10 protein-coding genes and 1 pseudogene are annotated in these 16,881 nt (G+C 69.4%); all 11 read right to left on the bottom strand.

What is annotated here, in order from left to right:
• Nucleotides 1-24: 24 nt before the first annotated feature.
• On the bottom strand, nt 25-1,575 hold the full coding sequence (locus ACQP2E_RS09110) for a methyl-accepting chemotaxis protein (RefSeq protein ID WP_433829782.1): 1,551 nt from the start codon (nt 1,573-1,575) through the stop codon (nt 25-27).
• 59 nt (nt 1,576-1,634) lie between these two features.
• Nucleotides 1,635-2,300 (bottom strand): response regulator, encoded by a 666-nt coding sequence (locus ACQP2E_RS09105; protein ID WP_433829780.1) that lies wholly within the window; start codon nt 2,298-2,300, stop codon nt 1,635-1,637.
• Nucleotides 2,297-3,658: pseudogene (locus ACQP2E_RS09100) on the bottom strand (sensor histidine kinase); the annotation flags it as partial. The gene ACQP2E_RS09105 and the pseudogene ACQP2E_RS09100, both read right to left, overlap by 4 nt.
• Nucleotides 3,659-3,680: 22 nt before the next feature.
• Nucleotides 3,681-6,161, bottom strand: a complete 2,481-nt coding sequence (locus ACQP2E_RS09095; RefSeq protein WP_433829778.1) for a DUF4118 domain-containing protein — start codon at nt 6,159-6,161, stop codon at nt 3,681-3,683.
• 6 nt (nt 6,162-6,167) lie between these two features.
• Nucleotides 6,168-6,992: a potassium-transporting ATPase subunit C gene (locus ACQP2E_RS09090; protein WP_433829776.1), complete on the bottom strand. Its 825-nt coding sequence runs from the start codon at nt 6,990-6,992 to the stop codon at nt 6,168-6,170.
• Nucleotides 6,993-6,997: 5 nt separating this feature from the next.
• Entirely contained in the window at nt 6,998-9,088 is a 2,091-nt protein-coding gene (kdpB, locus tag ACQP2E_RS09085) for a potassium-transporting ATPase subunit KdpB (protein ID WP_433829774.1), read from the bottom strand.
• Nucleotides 9,085-10,731 carry a potassium-transporting ATPase subunit KdpA gene (gene kdpA / locus ACQP2E_RS09080; protein WP_433829772.1) on the bottom strand — a complete coding sequence of 549 codons (1,647 nt, stop codon included), beginning with the start codon at nt 10,729-10,731 and terminating at the stop codon, nt 9,085-9,087. The genes kdpB and kdpA overlap by 4 nt, the downstream gene beginning before the upstream one ends.
• Nucleotides 10,731-10,820 carry a K(+)-transporting ATPase subunit F gene (kdpF, locus tag ACQP2E_RS09075; RefSeq protein WP_433829770.1) on the bottom strand — a complete coding sequence of 30 codons (90 nt, stop codon included), beginning with the start codon at nt 10,818-10,820 and terminating at the stop codon, nt 10,731-10,733. The genes kdpA and kdpF overlap by 1 nt, the downstream gene beginning before the upstream one ends.
• A 1,723-nt stretch (nt 10,821-12,543) precedes the next feature.
• Nucleotides 12,544-13,782 (bottom strand): SLC13 family permease, encoded by a 1,239-nt coding sequence (locus ACQP2E_RS09070; RefSeq protein WP_433829768.1) that lies wholly within the window; start codon nt 13,780-13,782, stop codon nt 12,544-12,546.
• 136 nt (nt 13,783-13,918) lie between these two features.
• Complete coding sequence (locus ACQP2E_RS09065) at nt 13,919-15,220, bottom strand: hemolysin family protein (RefSeq protein WP_433829766.1); 1,302 nt, start codon at nt 15,218-15,220, stop codon at nt 13,919-13,921.
• 57 nt (nt 15,221-15,277) lie between these two features.
• Nucleotides 15,278-16,879 carry an FAD-dependent oxidoreductase gene (locus ACQP2E_RS09060; protein WP_433829764.1) on the bottom strand — a complete coding sequence of 534 codons (1,602 nt, stop codon included), beginning with the start codon at nt 16,877-16,879 and terminating at the stop codon, nt 15,278-15,280.
• Nucleotides 16,880-16,881: the final 2 nt, after the last annotated feature.

The following is a 16,881-nucleotide window of genomic DNA, read 5'->3' as shown; positions in this document are numbered from 1 at the left end:
ATGACAGCCCGGGAATCGAACGAGTTAGCCTTGCAACGCCCGAGCCATCTCCGCCTGCTCGGCAAGCACATCGTTCATGCTGGCCTGCACACTGTCCATCTTGCCGATGGTCTCGCTGGTGGTGTGGATACCCGCGGCGACGGTCTCGGCGCTGGCCTGGATGCCGGCGATCTGGTCGGCGACCTTCTTGGTGGCCTCGGCGGTCTCCCGGGCGAGCTCCTTGACCTCGCCGGCCACAACGGCGAAGCCCTTGCCGCTCTCCCCCGCCCGGGCGGCCTCGATGGTGGCGTTGAGCGCCAGCAGGTTCGTCTGCTCGGCGATCGACTCAATGATCTTGATGACGTCACCGATCGCGGCGGACGCCTGGCCGAGCGCGGCCACCTCGGCGGTCATCGCGGAGGCGCGGTCGACCGCCTGCTCGGCCACCGATGTGGCGTCGCCGCTGGCGCTGCGCAGCCGCTCGACGGTGTCGAGCAGGGCGCGGGCGTTCTGGGCGGCCCGTTCGCTGCCACGCAGGACGTCCAGGCGCTGCGAGACGAGCTGCTGCACGTTGCGCAACGAGGCGGCCCGGGACGGCGAGAGGTCAATGTACTCGGTGGTGAAGAAGTCCATGGTGCCGACGATCCGGTCACCGCTCATGATCGGGAAGCAGACGCCGGACCGTACGCCGGCCCGCTGCGCCGCGGGCGCCCGCACGCAGTCGGTGATCTCGGCGAGGTCGCGGACGAAGACCAGGTCCTTGGCCCGCCAGGCGCGGCCGGAGAGCCCGACACCCTCGGCGAACGTGGCCGCCAGGGTGACCCGGCGGAACTCGTCGCCGGCCGATCCCGACTCGACCTGGAACTTCAGCACGTTCTCGTCCGGGTCGACCTCCCAATACGATCCGTACGCCCAGCCGAATGCGCTGCGCACGCTGTCCAGGGCGGTCCGGATCGCACTCTGGCTGTCCGCGGCCGTGCCGAGCTTGGTGACGACAGTGGTCACGGCGGTACGGTCGTCGGCCACCTGACGCAGCTCGGCCGCGACGACCGCGCTGGCCCGGGCCCGTTCGGCGATCCGGGCGAGGGCGGTGAACTTCTCCCGCCGGTTCGCGTCGAGGTACAGCGGCGCCGGCGAGTAGTACTCCAGCACCGCGTGCACCTCGGAGCCCTTGGCGACCGGAAGGATCACCGCGCCGACCATGCCGTTCTGGAACGCGGCCTGCCCGCGCCGGCAGTCGCCGCACTCCTCGGGCGACTCGGCGTAGACAGCCTGACGGCTGCGGAAGGCTTTGCCCACCAGCCCGCTGTCCGCGGGGATGGTCCGGCCCGGCGTGACACCGCCGGCGGCGGTCTGGATCTTCGGCGCGATCCGGCCGGTCTCGTGCATCAGGCGCAGCTGCCCGCCCTCCGGCACCCAGACCGCGCCGTACCCGAAGCCGTACGACTCGACAGTGCTGGCCACCGTGATCCGCCAGGCGGTGCTCTCGTCGATCGCGTTGTCCAGAGCGAGGACCAGCTCCTCCAGCGCCTCGACGTCCCGCGGCACAGGGCGAGCGGCCTCGGGGGCCGCCTGACGGGAACCGAACAACCGCATGGGTCTCCTCAGGGAAAGTCGCCAGGTCCATCCCTACCATCGGCTCGGCCTGAAGCGGATTAAGGCCGGAAGCGATACCCCATCCCGGGCTCCGTGATCAAATGCTGCGGCCGTGCCGGATCGGCCTCCAGCTTGCGGCGCAACCGGGCCATGTACTGCCGCAGATAGTTCGTCTCGGTCTGGTACTGCGGCCCCCACACGTCGTGCAGCAGCTCCCGCTGGGTGATCAGCTTCCCGGGGTGCCGGATCAGATGTTCGAGCAGCTGCCACTCGGTCGGCGTGAGCCGGACGTCCGGGCTGATCGACCGGTCCGACAGATCGACGACGAATTCGCCGATCTTGACAACCGGAGAGGAGTCAGCGGGCTGGATCCGCCGGGTCACGGCACGGATCCGGGCGAGCAGCTCGTCGACGCCGAACGGCTTGGTCACGTAGTCGTCAGCGCCGGCGTCGAGCGCCGCCACCTTGTCGGTGCTGTCGGCCCGCCCGGAGAGCACGATGATCGGCACGTTGGTCCAGCCGCGCAGGCCGCCGATCACCTCGGTGCCCTCCATGTCGGGCAGGCCGAGGTCGAGAACGACGAGGTCAGGGTGGTGATGAGCGGCGAGATGCAGTGCTGAGGCGCCATCCCGTGCAGTGTCAACCTCGTACCCTCGGGCCTTGAGGTTGATCCGCAGTGCCCGGACGATCTGGGGCTCGTCGTCGACAACCAGGATCCGGATCATGCCGGGACCGCGGGCAAAGAGATGATCATGGTGAGGCCGCCTCCCGGGGTCTCTTCAGGGGTAAGTGTGCCGCTCATCGCCTCGGTGAGGCCTCGGGACAGCGCCAGGCCGAGCCCCACGCCGCTGTGGTTGTCCCGGTCGCCGAGCCGCTGGAACGGCAGGAACACATCGTCCCACCGGTCCACCGGAATGCCCGGCCCATGATCGATCACCCGCAGCTCCACGGTCTCGCCGTGCGCGCTCGCGGTGATCATCGGCGGCCGGCCCTCCGGGCTGTAACGCAGCGCGTTCGCCAGCAGATTCACCAGCACACGCTCCAGCAGGCCAGGATCGACGTGCAGCGGTGGGAGATCATCCGGGACACGCACGGTCACCGTCCGGCCCTCCGGGCCGAGATCATCAAGAGCCGGGGGTACGAGGTCCTCGGCGCCGACCTCGATGGCGGACACCCCGAGTGCTCCGGCCTGCAACCGGCTCATGTCCAGCAGATTCGCCACGAGCCGGCCCAGTTTGTCGAGCGACTCGTCGGCGGTGGCCAGCAGCTCGGCCCGGTCCTCGTCGTCGAACTCCACCTCGGAGCTGCGCAACGACGCCACCGACGCTTTCGCCGACGCGAGAGGCGTACGCAGATCGTGGCTCACCGCAGCGAGCAACGCGGTCCGCAGCTTGTTGGCCTCGGCGAGCGGCTTGGCCGTGGCAGCCTCGGCGGCCAGCCGTTCCTGGCGCAACGCGACAGCGGCCTGAGCGGCGAAGGCCTCCACGATCCGCCGGTCGGACGCTTCCAGGGTCCGCCCGCGGAACTGAACGACGACATCGCCATCGGCGCGGACCTCGACGTCGGCCGGGCCGGCCGGCTCGCCTACCGACACGACCACCTCACCGGCGTCCAGCAGCGTCACCGAGTCCATCGCGAACGTCTCCCGCAGCCGGCCCAGCAACGCCGGCAACGGCCGCTCACCGTGCAGCACACTGCCGGCCACCGTGGCGAGCATCCGTGCTTCGGCGGACGCCCGCGCGGCCTCCAGGGTCCGGCGCGCGGCGGTGTCGACCACCCAGCTCACCGCGACCGCGACGCCCACGAAGATCACCAACGCCAGCAGGTTCTCCCGCTGGGCGACCAGGAAATGCCCGTACGGCGGGGTGAAGAACCAGTTCAGCAGCAGCGAACCGCCGATCGCGGCGACCAGCGCGGGCCACAGCCCACCGATCAGCGCCACCCCGACGACCGCCACCAGGAACAGCAGGATGTCGGTGGCGAGTGACGGATCGGGCAGCGCGGCGAGCAGGCCGGTGAGCGCCGGCAGCCCGATCAGGGCGGTGAGGAACCCGGTGACCTGCCTCCCCCGGGACACCGCGGCGCGTTCGCGAACCATGCATGGATCATTCCATCCGGCCGAGGAAGGCGATCGGCAGCGACAAGATCATGGTGAGTCCGCCACCCGGCGTCTCCTCCGGCGTCAGTGTGCCGCCCATCGCCTCGGTCAGTCCCCGGGAGAGCGCCAGCCCGAGCCCGACGCCGGTGTGGTTGTCCCGGTCGCCGAGCCGCTGGAACGGCAGGAACACATCGTCCCACCGGTCGCTCGGAATCCCCGGACCATGATCGATGACCCGCAACTCCACGGTGTCACCGTGCGTGCTCCCGGTGATCATCGGCGGCGCGTCCGGCGTGCTGTACCGCAGCGCGTTGCCGAGCAGATTCACCAGGATCCGCTCCAGCAGGCCGGGATCGGCGTGCAACATCGGGAGATCTTCCGGGACACGCACGGTCACCGTCCGGCCCTCCGGGCCGAGATCATCGAGAGCCAGGGGTACGACTTCCTCGGCGCCCACCTCGACCGGACTGACCCCGAGTGCTCCGGCCTGCAACCGGCTCATGTCGAGCAGGTTCGCGACCAGACGATCCAGCCGGTCGAGGGACTCGTCGGCGGTGGCCAGCAACTCGGCCCGGTCCTCGTCGTCGAACTCCACCTCGGAGCTGCGGAGACTGGCGACCGACGCCTTCGCGGAGGCCAGGGGCGTACGCAGGTCGTGGCTCACGGCAGCGAGCAACGCGGTGCGCAACCGATCCGCTTCGGCGAGGGGTTTCGCGGTGGCCGCCTCTGCGGCCAGGCGCTCCTGGCGCAACGCGACCGCGGCCTGGGCGGCGAAGGCCTCGACGATCCGCCGGTCGGACGCTTCGAGAGTGCGCCCGCGCAGCTGGACCAGCACGTCGTCGTCGGCTTTGACCTCGGCGTCGGGCGGCCCCTGGGAATCACCGACGGACGCGACGGCTACGCCTGCCTCCAGCAGCGTCACCGAGTTTAGGGCGAACGTCTCGCGAAGCCGGTCGAGCAGTGCCAGCAGCGGCCGCTGACCACGCAGTACGCTGCCGGCCACGGTCGCCAGGGTCTGTGCCTCGGCCGAGGCCAGGGCCGCCTGCCGGGTACGCCGGGCCGCCGTGTCGACCACCCAGCTGACCGCCACCGCCACCCCCACGAAGATCACCAGGGCGAGCAGGTTCTGCCCCTCGGCGATGGTGAACCGGCCGACCGGCGGGGTGAAGTACCAGTTCAGCAGCAGGGAACCGCCGACCGCGGCGACAAGCGCCGGCCACAGCCCGCCGACGAGCGCGACCCCGACGACAGCGACCAGGAAGAGCAGGATGTCGTCGACGAGCGGCAGGGCCGGTCCCACCTCCAGCGCGGCGGTGAGCAGCGGCAGGCCGAGCAGCGCGGTGACGAACCCGGCGATCCGCCGGCCCCGGGACAGCGCGGGCGGCAGCGGACCGCGGCGGCGGCCCCGGCCGGCCAGCTCGTGCGGGACCAGGTGCACGTCGATCGAGCCGGACCGGGCGATCGTGGTGACTCCGACGCCGGCCGCGAGCATCCGCGCGAGCCGGCCCCGGCTGGACGCGCCGAGCACGATCTGGGTGGCGTTCACACCCCTGGCGAAATCGAGCAGCGCCTGTGCCACGTCGACGCCGACGACCTGGTGGTACGTGCCGCCGAGGCTCTCGGCGAGCACCCGCTGCCGGGCCAGCTCGGCCGGGTTCGCGCCGGCCAGCCCGTCACTGCGGGTCACGTGCACGGCGAGCAGGTCGGCGCCCTTGCCCCGGGCGGCGATCCGGGCGGCCCGCCGGATCAGCGTGTCACCCTCCCGGCCGCCGGTGAGCGCGACCACCACCCGCTCCCGGGTCTCCCAGGTGGCTTCGATGTCGTGGTCGGCCCGGTACTGGCCGAGCTGCTGCTCCACCTTGTCGGCGAGCCAGAGCAGGGCCAGCTCACGCAGCGCGGTCAGGTTCCCGGTACGGAAATAGTTCCCGAGCGCCGCGTCGACCTTCTCCGGCCGGTACACGTTTCCGTGTGCCATCCGCCGCCGCAGCGCCTCCGGGGTCATGTCGACCAGTTCGACCTGGCCGGCGCCCCGGACGAACGAGTCCGGCACGGTCTCCCGCTGCTCGACCCCGGTGATCCGGGCGACCACGTCGTTGAGCGATTCGAGGTGCTGCACGTTCACCGTGGTCAGCACGTCGATTCCGGCGTCGAGCAGCTCCTGGACGTCCTGCCAGCGCTTCGGGTTCCGGGTGCCCGGCACGTTGGTGTGCGCCAGCTCGTCGACGACGGCCACCTCGGGCCGGCGGGCCAGCACCGCGTCGAGGTCCATCTCGGCGAAGGCCGCGCCGCGATAGCTCAGCTCGCGGCGCGCCACCACCTCCAGGTCGCCCATCATCGCGGCGGTGTGCTTGCGGCCGTGCGTCTCGACCAAGGCGATGACCACGTCGGTGCCGCGCCCGGCGCGCCGGTGCGCCTCTTCCAGCATCGTGTACGTCTTGCCGACGCCGGGCGCCGCCCCGAGATAGATCCGCAGTTCGCCGCGAGCCATGACGGGTTACCGCTGGTCCAAGGCGAGGTTCAGCTTCAGCACGTTGACCGCCGGTTCGCCCATGAAGCCCAGTGCCCGGCCGTCGGTGTTCTGCCCGATCAGCTCCCGCACCCGGTCGAGGCTGATGCCCCGCTCCCGGGCGATCCGCGGTGCCTGGAGTTCGGCGTACGCCGGGCTGATCTGCGGGTCGAGGCCGCTGCCGCTGGCGGTCACGGCGTCCGCCGGGACGGCCGGCTCGGCCGGGGCGTCACCGCGGATCGGGGTGATCACGCCGCCGAGGGCCTGGTAGTCCTCGCCGTTCCTGGCCGGCTCCACCGTCACCCCTTGGTAGGTCGCGACGAACGGGGTACCGGTCTGGTTGACCGAGACCACCCGGGTGATCGGGCCGGTGAAGCCGTCGCGGTGGAAGACCGCGAGGACCGCGCCGACCCCATCGGGCGTGCAGAACGGACGGTTGCCGTCGACACCCTCCAGCTTGCCGATGGCGAGGCTGCGCGCACAGACCTGGGTGAGCAGACTCTGTGCCGCCTCCTCGGCGTCGTCCGACAGCGTGTCGACGACACTCTCCGGACCCAGGTTGCTGGCGCCGGTGGCGGTGGGGTCGTAGCCACCTGCTGACGGCCGGCTCTGGAAATAGCGAGTCATCGGGTTGCCGTCGGCGTCGGTGAAGGACTGCCCGATCAGCGTGACGTCACCCGATTTATCGGAAATTCCGGGTATTTTCGCGACGCCCACGAAGATCAGCGGGTAAGCCAGGCCGAGCAGAACGGTGAAGACGAGCAGCGCCCGCAGCGCGGCCACGTGTTGAGCAAGCCATGAAGGAATTCTCATGAGGTTCAGATCCCGGGGATGAGCTGGATGAACAGGTCGATGAGCTTGATGCCGAGGAACGGCGCGATCACACCGCCGAGGCCGTAAACCAGCAGGTTTCGGCGCAGCAGCGCGCTCGCCGACGACGGCCGGTACCGGACTCCGCGCAGCGCGAGCGGGATCAGGAAGACGATCACGATGGCGTTGAAGACGACCGCCGACAGGATCGCCGAGCCCGGCGAGTGCAGGCGCATGACGTTGAGCGTGTCCAGGCCCGGGTAGACCGCCGCGAACATCGCCGGGATGATCGCGAAGTACTTGGCGATGTCGTTGGCGATCGAGAACGTGGTGAGCGCGCCCCGGGTGATCAGAAGCTGCTTGCCGATCTCCACGATCTCGATCAGCTTGGTCGGGTCCGAGTCGAGGTCGACCATGTTGCCGGCCTCCTTCGCGGCCGACGTGCCGGTGTTCATCGCGACGCCGACGTCCGCCTGCGCGAGGGCCGGCGCGTCGTTGGTGCCGTCCCCGGTCATCGCGACCAGGCGCCCGCCCTGCTGTTCCTTCCTGATCAGCGCGAGCTTGTCCTCCGGCGTCGCCTCGGCGAGGAAGTCGTCGACTCCGGCCTCGGCGGCGATCGCGGCCGCTGTGCGCGGGTTGTCGCCGGTGATCATCACGGTCCGGATGCCCATCCGGCGCATCTCGTCGAACCGCGCCTTCATCCCGGACTTCACCACGTCCTTGAGGTGGATGACGCCGAGGATCCGATCGTTCTCGGCCACCACGAGCGGTGTGCCGCCCTGGTCGCTGATCCGGCCGACGATCGCGTCCACCTCGGCACTCGACGACCCGGTCCACTTGATCACCGCGGCCGCGGCACCCTTACGGATCCTGCGATCGCCGATGTCCACGCCGCTCATCCGAGTCTGCGCGGTGAACGGCACGAACGTCGCCTCGCCGATCAGCCCCGGCTCGCGCTCCCGGATTCCGTACTCGTTCTTGGCGAGCACCACCACCGAACGCCCTTCGGGCGTCTCATCAGCCAGGCTGGCCAGTTGCGCCGCGTCGGCGAGATCTTGCGGATCAACACCATTCAGGGGTACGAGTTCGGACGCCTGCCGATTTCCCAGAGTGATCGTGCCGGTCTTGTCGAGCAGCAGCGTGCTCACGTCACCGGCTGCCTCGACGGCCCGGCCGCTCATGGCGAGCACGTTGCGCTGCACGAGACGGTCCATGCCGGCGATGCCGATGGCCGAGAGCAGTGCGCCGATCGTGGTCGGAATCAGACAGACCAGCAGCGACACGAGCACGATGCCGGTGACGCCGTTCCCGTCGATGGCCGAGGTGTCCGGCGCCGCTGCCTGATAGGCCTTCGAGAAGATCGCCAGGGGCTGCAGCGTCACCACCGCGAGCAGGAAGATCACCGTGAGCGCGGCGAGCAGGATGTTCAGCGCGATCTCGTTCGGCGTCTTCTGCCGGTTGGCGCCCTCGACCAGGGCGATCATCCGGTCGACGAAGCTCTCGCCGGGCTTCTGGGTGATCCGGACGACGATCCGGTCGCTGAGCACCTTCGTGCCGCCGGTGACGGCCGAGCGGTCACCGCCGGACTCCCGGATCACCGGCGCCGACTCGCCGGTGATCGCCGACTCGTCGACGCTGGCGATGCCCTCGATGACGTCGCCGTCACCGGGAATGGTCTGGCCGGCCTCGACCACGACCACGTCGCCCTGCTTGAGCTCGGTGGCCGCGATCTCCTTGCCGTCGGCCAGGATCGCGACGGCGTCCTGTTTGGCCGATCGGAGTGCGGCGGCCTGCGCCTTGCCCCGGCCCTCGGCGACCGCCTCGGCGAGGTTCGCGAAGATCACCGTAAGCCAGAGCCAGCCGGTGATCAGCCAGGCGAACAGGCTCGGGCCGGCGATCGACAGCACCGTGGTGAAGACCGCGCCGACCTCGACGATGAACATCACCGGGTTGCGCCACAGGGTGCGCGGGTCGAGCTTGCGCAGCGCGTCCGGCAGGCTCTTGCCGAACTGCTTCGGGTCGATCAGGCCGGCCTTGACCGGCTTCTGTGCTGTTCCGTCGCCGGGTTCGGCGGCGGGCTTGTCGAGTACGGCGGTCATGAGAGGCCCTCCGCGAGGGGTCCGAGAGCGAGAGCGGGGAGGAAGGTGAGCGCGACCAGCACGACCGTCACGCCGGCGACCATGCCGATGAAGAGCGGCTGATGAGTCGGGAGGGTGCCCTCGGACTCGGGCACCGGCTGCTGTCTGGCGAGTGAGCCGGCCAGCGCGAGGACCAGGATCAGCGGCAGGAAACGGCCCAGCAGCATGGCGAGTCCGAGCGAGGTGTCCCACCATCCGGTGTTCACCGTGATGCCGGCGAAGGCAGAGCCGTTGTTGTTGGCGGCGCTCGTGAAGGCGTACAGAACCTCGGAGAGGCCGTGCGGTCCGGCATTGAGCGCGGTGGTGTTGTTTCCGGTGGCGAAAGCCACCGCTGTTCCGGCGAGCACGAGGATCGGGGTGACCAGGAAGTACAGCGACGCCAGCTTCATCTCGCGGGCGCCGATCTTCTTCCCGAGGTACTCCGGCGTGCGGCCGACCATCAGGCCGGCGACGAACACCGTGATCACGGCGAGGATCAGCATGCCGTACAGACCCGAACCGGTGCCGCCGGGCGCCACCTCGCCGAGCATCATGTTGACGATCGGCATCATGCCGCCGAGCGCGGTGTACGAGTCGTGGAACGAGTTCACCGCACCGGTCGAGGTCAGCGTGGTGGCAGCGGCGAAAACAGCCGAGCCGGTCACGCCGTACCGGGTCTCCTTGCCCTCCATGGCCGAGCCGACCGCCTGCGGGACCGTACCGCCGCCGTGGTTCTCGAAGGCGACCGTCAGGGCGATGCTGCCGATGGCGAGGATCGCCATCACCGCGGCGATGGCATAACCCTGCCGGTTCTGCCCGACCATCCGGCCGAACACCCGGGGCAGGCTGAACGGGATCAGCAGGATCAGGAAGATCTGCAGCCAGTTCGTCCAGGTCGTCGGGTTCTCGAACGGGTGAGCCGAGTTGGCGTTGTAGAACCCACCGCCGTTCGTGCCCAGCTCCTTGATCGCCTCCTGGGAGGCGACCGGGCCGCCGGTGACATGCTGGGTGGCCCCGGTCAGCGTGGTCACGTCGGTGCCGCCGGAGAGGTTCTGCACCACACCCGCGACCATGAAGATCAGCGTCGTGAGCACGCAGAGCGGCAGCAGGATCCGCAGCGTGATCCGGGTCAGATCGACCCAGAAGTTGCCCATTTCACTCGATCGGCGGGCCGCAAACCCGCGCATCAGCGCCACCGCGACGGCGATGCCGACGCTCGCCGAGACGAAGTTCTGCACGGTGAGCCCGGCCATCTGCACCAGATGACCCATCGTGGACTCACCCGAGTACGCCTGCCAGTTCGTGTTCGTCACGAAGCTGACCGCGGTGTTCCAGGCGATGTGGTCGGTGACCGCGGGCAGCCCGAGGGAGAGCCACAGCCTGTCCTGCACACGCAGGAACAGATAGAGGAAGAGCAGCGACACGGCCGAGAACGCCAGCACACTTCGTGCGTAGACACCCCAGGTCTGCCCGGCTTGAGGGTCGACGCCGACAGCCTTGTAGACGGTGCGTTCCACGGCGTGGTGCCGGGCTCCGGTCACCACGCGGTACATGTAGTCGCCGAACGGCCGGTACACCACCACGATCGCGGCGACCAGCGACAGCACGAATATCCAGCCGGCCATCAGAACTTCTCCGGAAAGAGCAGGGCGACCACGAGAAAGACAGCGAGAGCGACGGCCAGGATCAGGCCGACCAGGTTGACGGCGCTCATCAGCGTTCGACCGCCCGGATCAGCACGGTGAGCGCGGCGAACAGCGCCACCGTGAGAACGACGAACCCGAGATCAGCCACGGGAGAACTCCAGAGTCGAGAGGTTTTTTGCTTGCACCCAAAGCAAATCCCGCGCGGCGTGGTGTCGACAGGTCCGTTCACACCACGCAGACGCCCCTGCCCCCCTTATTCACACCCTGTTGACGCCGGTACCGCAGCAGGCCCGACCAGCCACCCACCCACCTGCCACCAGGCCCGCCAGCCCACCGCCTTCCGTCCGCCTGTTCGCCGCCTGTCGCCGCCTGTTCGCCGCCTGTCGCCACCTGTTCGCCGCCTGTCGCCCCCTGTTGCCGCCTGTTGCCGCCTGTCGCCGCCTGTCGCTCGGGGCGAGGGCAGGCAGAGGCCGGACAGGCCAAGGCAGTGGCGGTCAGCGGACGCATCACCGTTCCGCGTGCGCTGACCGCCCCTGCCCAAGCTCTCCGCGTGCGCTGACCGCCCCTGCCCAAGGCCTCCGCGTGCGATGGCCACCCGTGGCTCGATCCACCTGGGTGCGGGCAGCCTCCCGCCGGGCGCTCACCGTGCGTGGGTGAGGTCGCACGAACCGCTCAATCCGGATGGGTGAGGTCGCACGCAACGCCTCGGTGCGATCTCATCCACGCCAGGACCGTGACAGGAGCTCACGGACACACTCGGTGCGGCCTGATCACCGCCACCAGCCGCCTACGTGTGCCCGCGTCTCGCCACCCGGCCACCCCGCTACCACCGCCCGCCCGACCCGCCTCATGCGCACCGCAACGGCAGAGCCGAGCGGTCGCCGAAGTGCCGGCGCGCTATGACTCACCCATTGCTGTCCAGCCGGTGCCGAGTACTGCCTCGCGGAGTTTCCGACAGCCCTCAGCGACAGCCGCACGACCCGAGCCCAAGATCTACTACAAGCTGGCTGCCACTGCGGCTTCACGGCCGCCGAGACAGCCGTGACAGCCGACTGGGGTGAATCTTGCGGCCGCCGGCCGGGATGGGCCGCCGGCCGGGATGGGCCGCCGGCCGGGATGGGCCGCCGGCCGGGATGTAGCCGGCTCGTGCGGCCGCGGGTGCCGGTGGCGCGCTCGCTTCGGCCGGTCACGAGTGAATCTTGTGAGCTTGTGCCGCCGCGGCAGCCGCGCGGAGATCTTGTGCGGTTTGGCCGGCTGATCGACCACGAGTGCACGAGTTTGCGGGACGGCCGTCCGCGGCTCGTCGGTTTCGGGTGGTTGGCGTGCTTTGTCGTGACGCTCTGCCGCCACAGCGGATGGACGTGCCGATCTTGGAGACTCACGAGTGTTCTGAGCCCCGCAAGATCGACCAGTCCTCTTCGATCTTGCGGAGTTGTGCGGACACGTCTACGGGGAAGTCCACAAGATCCAGACAGAGCGGAGCGGGGCTCAGCGGGGCGGAGCGGGGCGCAGCGGGGCTCAGCGGGGCGGCTCAGCGGGGCAAAGCGCGACGACCACGAACGGCGGACGAGTAGACCGCCGCGAACACGCGAACACGCGAATACGCTGACGAGCAGACCGCCGCGAACAAGCGAACACGCTGACGACCAGACCGCCGCGAACACGCGAACGGTGGACGCGTGGACCGACCGCGGACCGACCGCGGACCGACCGCAGACCTACCGCGGCCGAATCGGCGGGTGGGCTGGGCGTAGCGGGTTGTCTTGCCGCGTCTCCGGCAGTGGCGGGCCGTTAGACGCCGGACAAATGCAGGCCCGCCCAGAGGGCCGTCACCGCTGCCACCAGGCCCAGTGGCACCGTCAGCGCGCCGAGTCGCAGGAACTCCGACGTACGCGGGGCCGCGTCCCGCGCGTGCAGGATGCGCCTCCACAACAGCGTCGCCAGCGAGCCGACGTAGGTGAGGTTGGGGCCTACGTTCACCCCGATCAGCACCGCCAGCAGCAGCCCCGGCGATGACGACACGGCCGGGAGCAGCACCAATGTCGCCGGCAGGTTGTTCAGCAGGTTTGCCAGGACGGCTGCCAGTACCGCCGCGCCGAGCAGGCTCAGCAGATCGTCATGATGGGGCACCAGCCTGTCCACCCAGTGGCCAAGACCGTTGTCGCGGACTGCCAGAACCACCACGCCCAGCGCCAGTACGAACGCGCAGAACGCCGGGTGCGCCTCGACGATCAGCGAGACCGGCTTGATCGTGCGGCGGCGCAGCAGTGGTACCGCCATCAGGGCGGCGCCGGCGACGGCTACCCAGGCCGGTTCCACCCCGAGCGGCTGCAGGATCGCGAACCCGGCGAGGGTGACGCCGAGGACGCTCAGGGCGTATCGCGGGGCCGGGCCCGGATGCTCCGGTTCCTTCGACGCCGGCAGGTCGAGATCGCGGGCGAAGAAGAACTGGAAAATCAGGTACTCGACGGCGATCACCGCGATCCAGGGCGCCGCCATCAGGGCGGCGAAACCGGCGAACGTGAGGCCGCTGGCGGCGAAGGCCAGCAGGTTCGTCAGGTTCGACACGGGCAGCAGCAGGGACGCCGAGTTCGCCAGGTGGTTGCAGGCGTACGCATGAGGTTTCGGCATGACCCCGGCCCGCGCCGCCACGGCGAAGACCACCGGAGTCAGCAGCACCACGGTGGCGTCCAGACTGAGCACGGCCGTGGTCAGCGCGGCCGCCCCGAATACCGCGGCGAGCAGGCGGCGCGGCCGACCTTTGCCCGAGCGGGCCACCACCGCTCCGACGTATCCGAACACACCGTGCCGCTCCGCCGTGTACGCCAGAACCAGAACAGCGGCGAGGAATGCCACTGTCGGTGCCAATTCCCGTACCTCGGAAAGAGCCGCAGCCGGAGTGACCAGGCCTAGGGTGACGGCCAGCAACGCGGCGGGAACCGCCGCGGTGGCCTCGGGCAACCCCCTGGGCCGCGCTACCGCGAACGCGAGCACCGCGCCGAGCAGCACCAACGCGATGATCATGGACACCGGCGCAGCCTAGGTCGTGACGAGCCGGACCGCGACCGGGCGGGATGCGTCGCGCGACACACCCGCCGGAAAATGACACACCCGCCCGAAAAGAGACGCACCCACCCAAAAAAATGATGCATCCCAGCCGGAAGCGTCAGACTGCTACGTCCTCGGACGGTTTCTCGGCCAGCGGGCGCAACCGCAGCCGGGTGATCGCCCGGCCGGTGATCTCCACGACCTCGGCGGTGTGGCCGTCGATCGTGACGGTCTCGCCGGTCTCGGTCGGGATGTGGCCGAGCCGGGCCAGGACCAGGCCGGCGACCGTGGTGTAGTCACCGGCGTCGAGTTCCTCGATGTCGACGCCGATGTCCGGGAGATCGTGGATCGGGAAGGTGCCGGGCAGCAGCATCGTCCCGTCCTCTTCGCGGATCACCGACTGCACGTCCCGGTCGGTCTCGTCATAGATCTCGCCGACGACCTCTTCGACCAGGTCTTCCATCGTGATGATGCCGTCGATGGCACCGCGCTCGTCGACCACCATGGCGAACTGCTGGTGCTGGGAGCGCAGCTGGCGCATCGCGTCGGAGACCTTCAGCGTTTCCGGCAGGAACAGCGGGTTGAACATGAACTCGCGGACCGGGCCCTGCGCGCCGATCAGATCACGCAGGTGGACCACGCCGAGGACGTCGTCGAGACCCATCGGGCCGGTCACCGGCGCCCGCGAGTGACCGCCTGCGACCAGCCTGTCCAGAGCCTCCGCCGCCGGCGTCTCGGCCGGCAGGATCAGCACGTCACGGCGGGGCACCAGGATCTCCCGCAGGATCCGGTCGGCGATCTCGAACGCGCCGCTGATGATGGTGCGCTGCTCGGCCGTGAAGTCCTGCTGCTGAGCGACCATGTCGCGGATCTCTTCGGTGCTGACCTCTTCGCGACTCGCGTTCGGGTCGACGCCGGCCAGGCGGACCACCAGGTCGGTGGTCTTGCCGAGCAGCCAGATCACCGGCCGGCTCATCGTCGCGATGATGTCGAGCGGCCGGGCGACGAGCGTGGCCCAGCCCTCGGCGCGCTGCATCGCGATCCGTTTCGGGGCCAGCTCGCCAATGACCAGGGTGAAGAACGTCAGGACGATCGTGACGAGCACGATCGCGACCGTGTCGGCGGCCGTACCGAGGAAGCTCAGCGGCTTGATCAGCGGCTGGGCCAGGGAGACCGCGGCGGCTGCCGAGGCCAGGAAGCCGGCGAGGGTGATGCCGATCTGGATGGTCGCCAGGAACCGGTTCGGATCCCGCGCCAGTTTGGCGAGCGTCCTCCCGGTGCGTGACTGCCTCTCCAGTCTCTGCAACTGGCCCTCCCGTAGCGAGATGAGAGCCATCTCGCTACCGGAAAAGGCCGCGTTGAGCAGCACCAGCACTACGACGAGGACAACTTGCCACCCGTATCCGCCCACGGCGGACATCAACTCCTTCGAAGTCTTCGCACACGCGCCGGCGTGGCGCTTCGCGAAGGTCTCAGGTTACCCGTTGACCAGGCTCGTCGCCGCCGCCCGGCCCGCCCGGTACCCGAACACCACTGCGGGCGCGATCGTCGAACCAGGTCCCGGGTAGGTCCGGCCCATCACTGACGCGGTGGTGTTGCCCGCCGCGTAGAGGCCGGAAACGCCCACAACGGCACCATTCTCGTCGGTGCGGAGCCCGCCCTTCGTACCCAGGTCACCGGGGACCAGCTGGACAGCGGTGAACGGGCCTTTCTCGATCGTGCCGAGGTTCGGGTTCGGCTTCACGGACGGGTCACCGTAGTAGTTGTCGTAGACGGTCCGGCCCCGGCCGAAGTCCTCGTCGACACCGCTGCGGGCGAAGCCGTTGAAGCGGTCGACCGTCTTTCGCAACCGGGAAGGGTCCATCGACAGGAGGACCGCCAGCTCCTCGATCGTGTCCGCCGACCGGACGATACCGGCCGCACGCAGCTTCTTCGTGCCGGTCAGGAACGCGTTGAACAGGTAACGCCGCCGGTGCCGGGTGTCCAGGATCAGCCAGCTCGGGATCGCGTTCCCCCGCTCCAGCATGGCGTGTCCGAAGTCGATGTAACTGGCCGACTCGTTGGTGTACCGGTCACCCTGTTGATCCACCACGATGCTGTACGGCATCGACCGCTCGGACAGCACGAACTGGTGATGCCCGTCCGGCAGCGGCACCGAGGCGCCCCACCAGGCGTCGTCCATGAGGTCGAGTGTCGCGCCCGCCTCGGCGGCGAGCCGGATCGGGTCCCCGAGGTCACCGTCGGCGGCGGAGGTGAATCCCGGGGTGCCGTGGTGCTTCTCCCGCCACTCGGCGTTGCGCGCGAAGCCGCCGGCACCAAGGATGATATTTCGCGTCTTAACGCGAATTGACCCGACCACCGCCCCGACGATCGCGCCGTCCTCCACGATCAACTCCGTCAAAGCAGTGTTCAGCAACACCGGCGTCCCCTGATCACGAACGATCGTGAACAAACTCGCCGTCAACGCCGACCCGATCCCGAACAGCCGCTTGCCGGTGGCCAGTCCGAACAGCGTCCGGAAGACGAACTGAGCACCCCGGACGAACCCGCTCGGCGTCGACCAGGCCCGCGACAGCAGCCACACGTCGTCGGTCTTCAGCGGCGCGGGCATGCTGTCCCGCCCCCGGAACGTCTCGAACCACTCACCGAGCTTCTTCGTGTCGAACGGCTCGACCTCGATGCCCCGCCCGACCATGCCGCCCGGCCGGTCCGGGTAGTAATCGGGGTAGTCGTGCGAGGCCACCCACCGCACACCCTTGCTCCGCAGCAACTCGAAGACCTCGGGCACGGTCTCCACGAACGCCCGCCGCCGCTCGGGCGAGCTCGCCGGACCGACGTCGCCGATCGCCTCCTGCATATAGGTGAGCGCTTTCTCCACCGAGTCCTCGCCCCGGATCAGCGGATTCGTCGGCATCCACAGCCCGCCGCCGCTGAGCGCCGTGGTCCCGCCCCATTTGCCGGTGCTCTCCACGACAAGGACCTTCGCGCCCGCGTCGGCCGCGGCGATGGCAGCGGTCAGCCCCGCCGCCCCGGTACCCACCACGAGCACGTCAACTTCGCGATCAAAGATTTCGGACACGT

It is taken from the genome of Actinoplanes sp. CA-015351 (genome assembly GCF_050955685.1).
Classification (GTDB): domain Bacteria; phylum Actinomycetota; class Actinomycetes; order Mycobacteriales; family Micromonosporaceae; genus Actinoplanes.
This window is presented reverse-complemented; position numbering and strand designations above follow the sequence as displayed.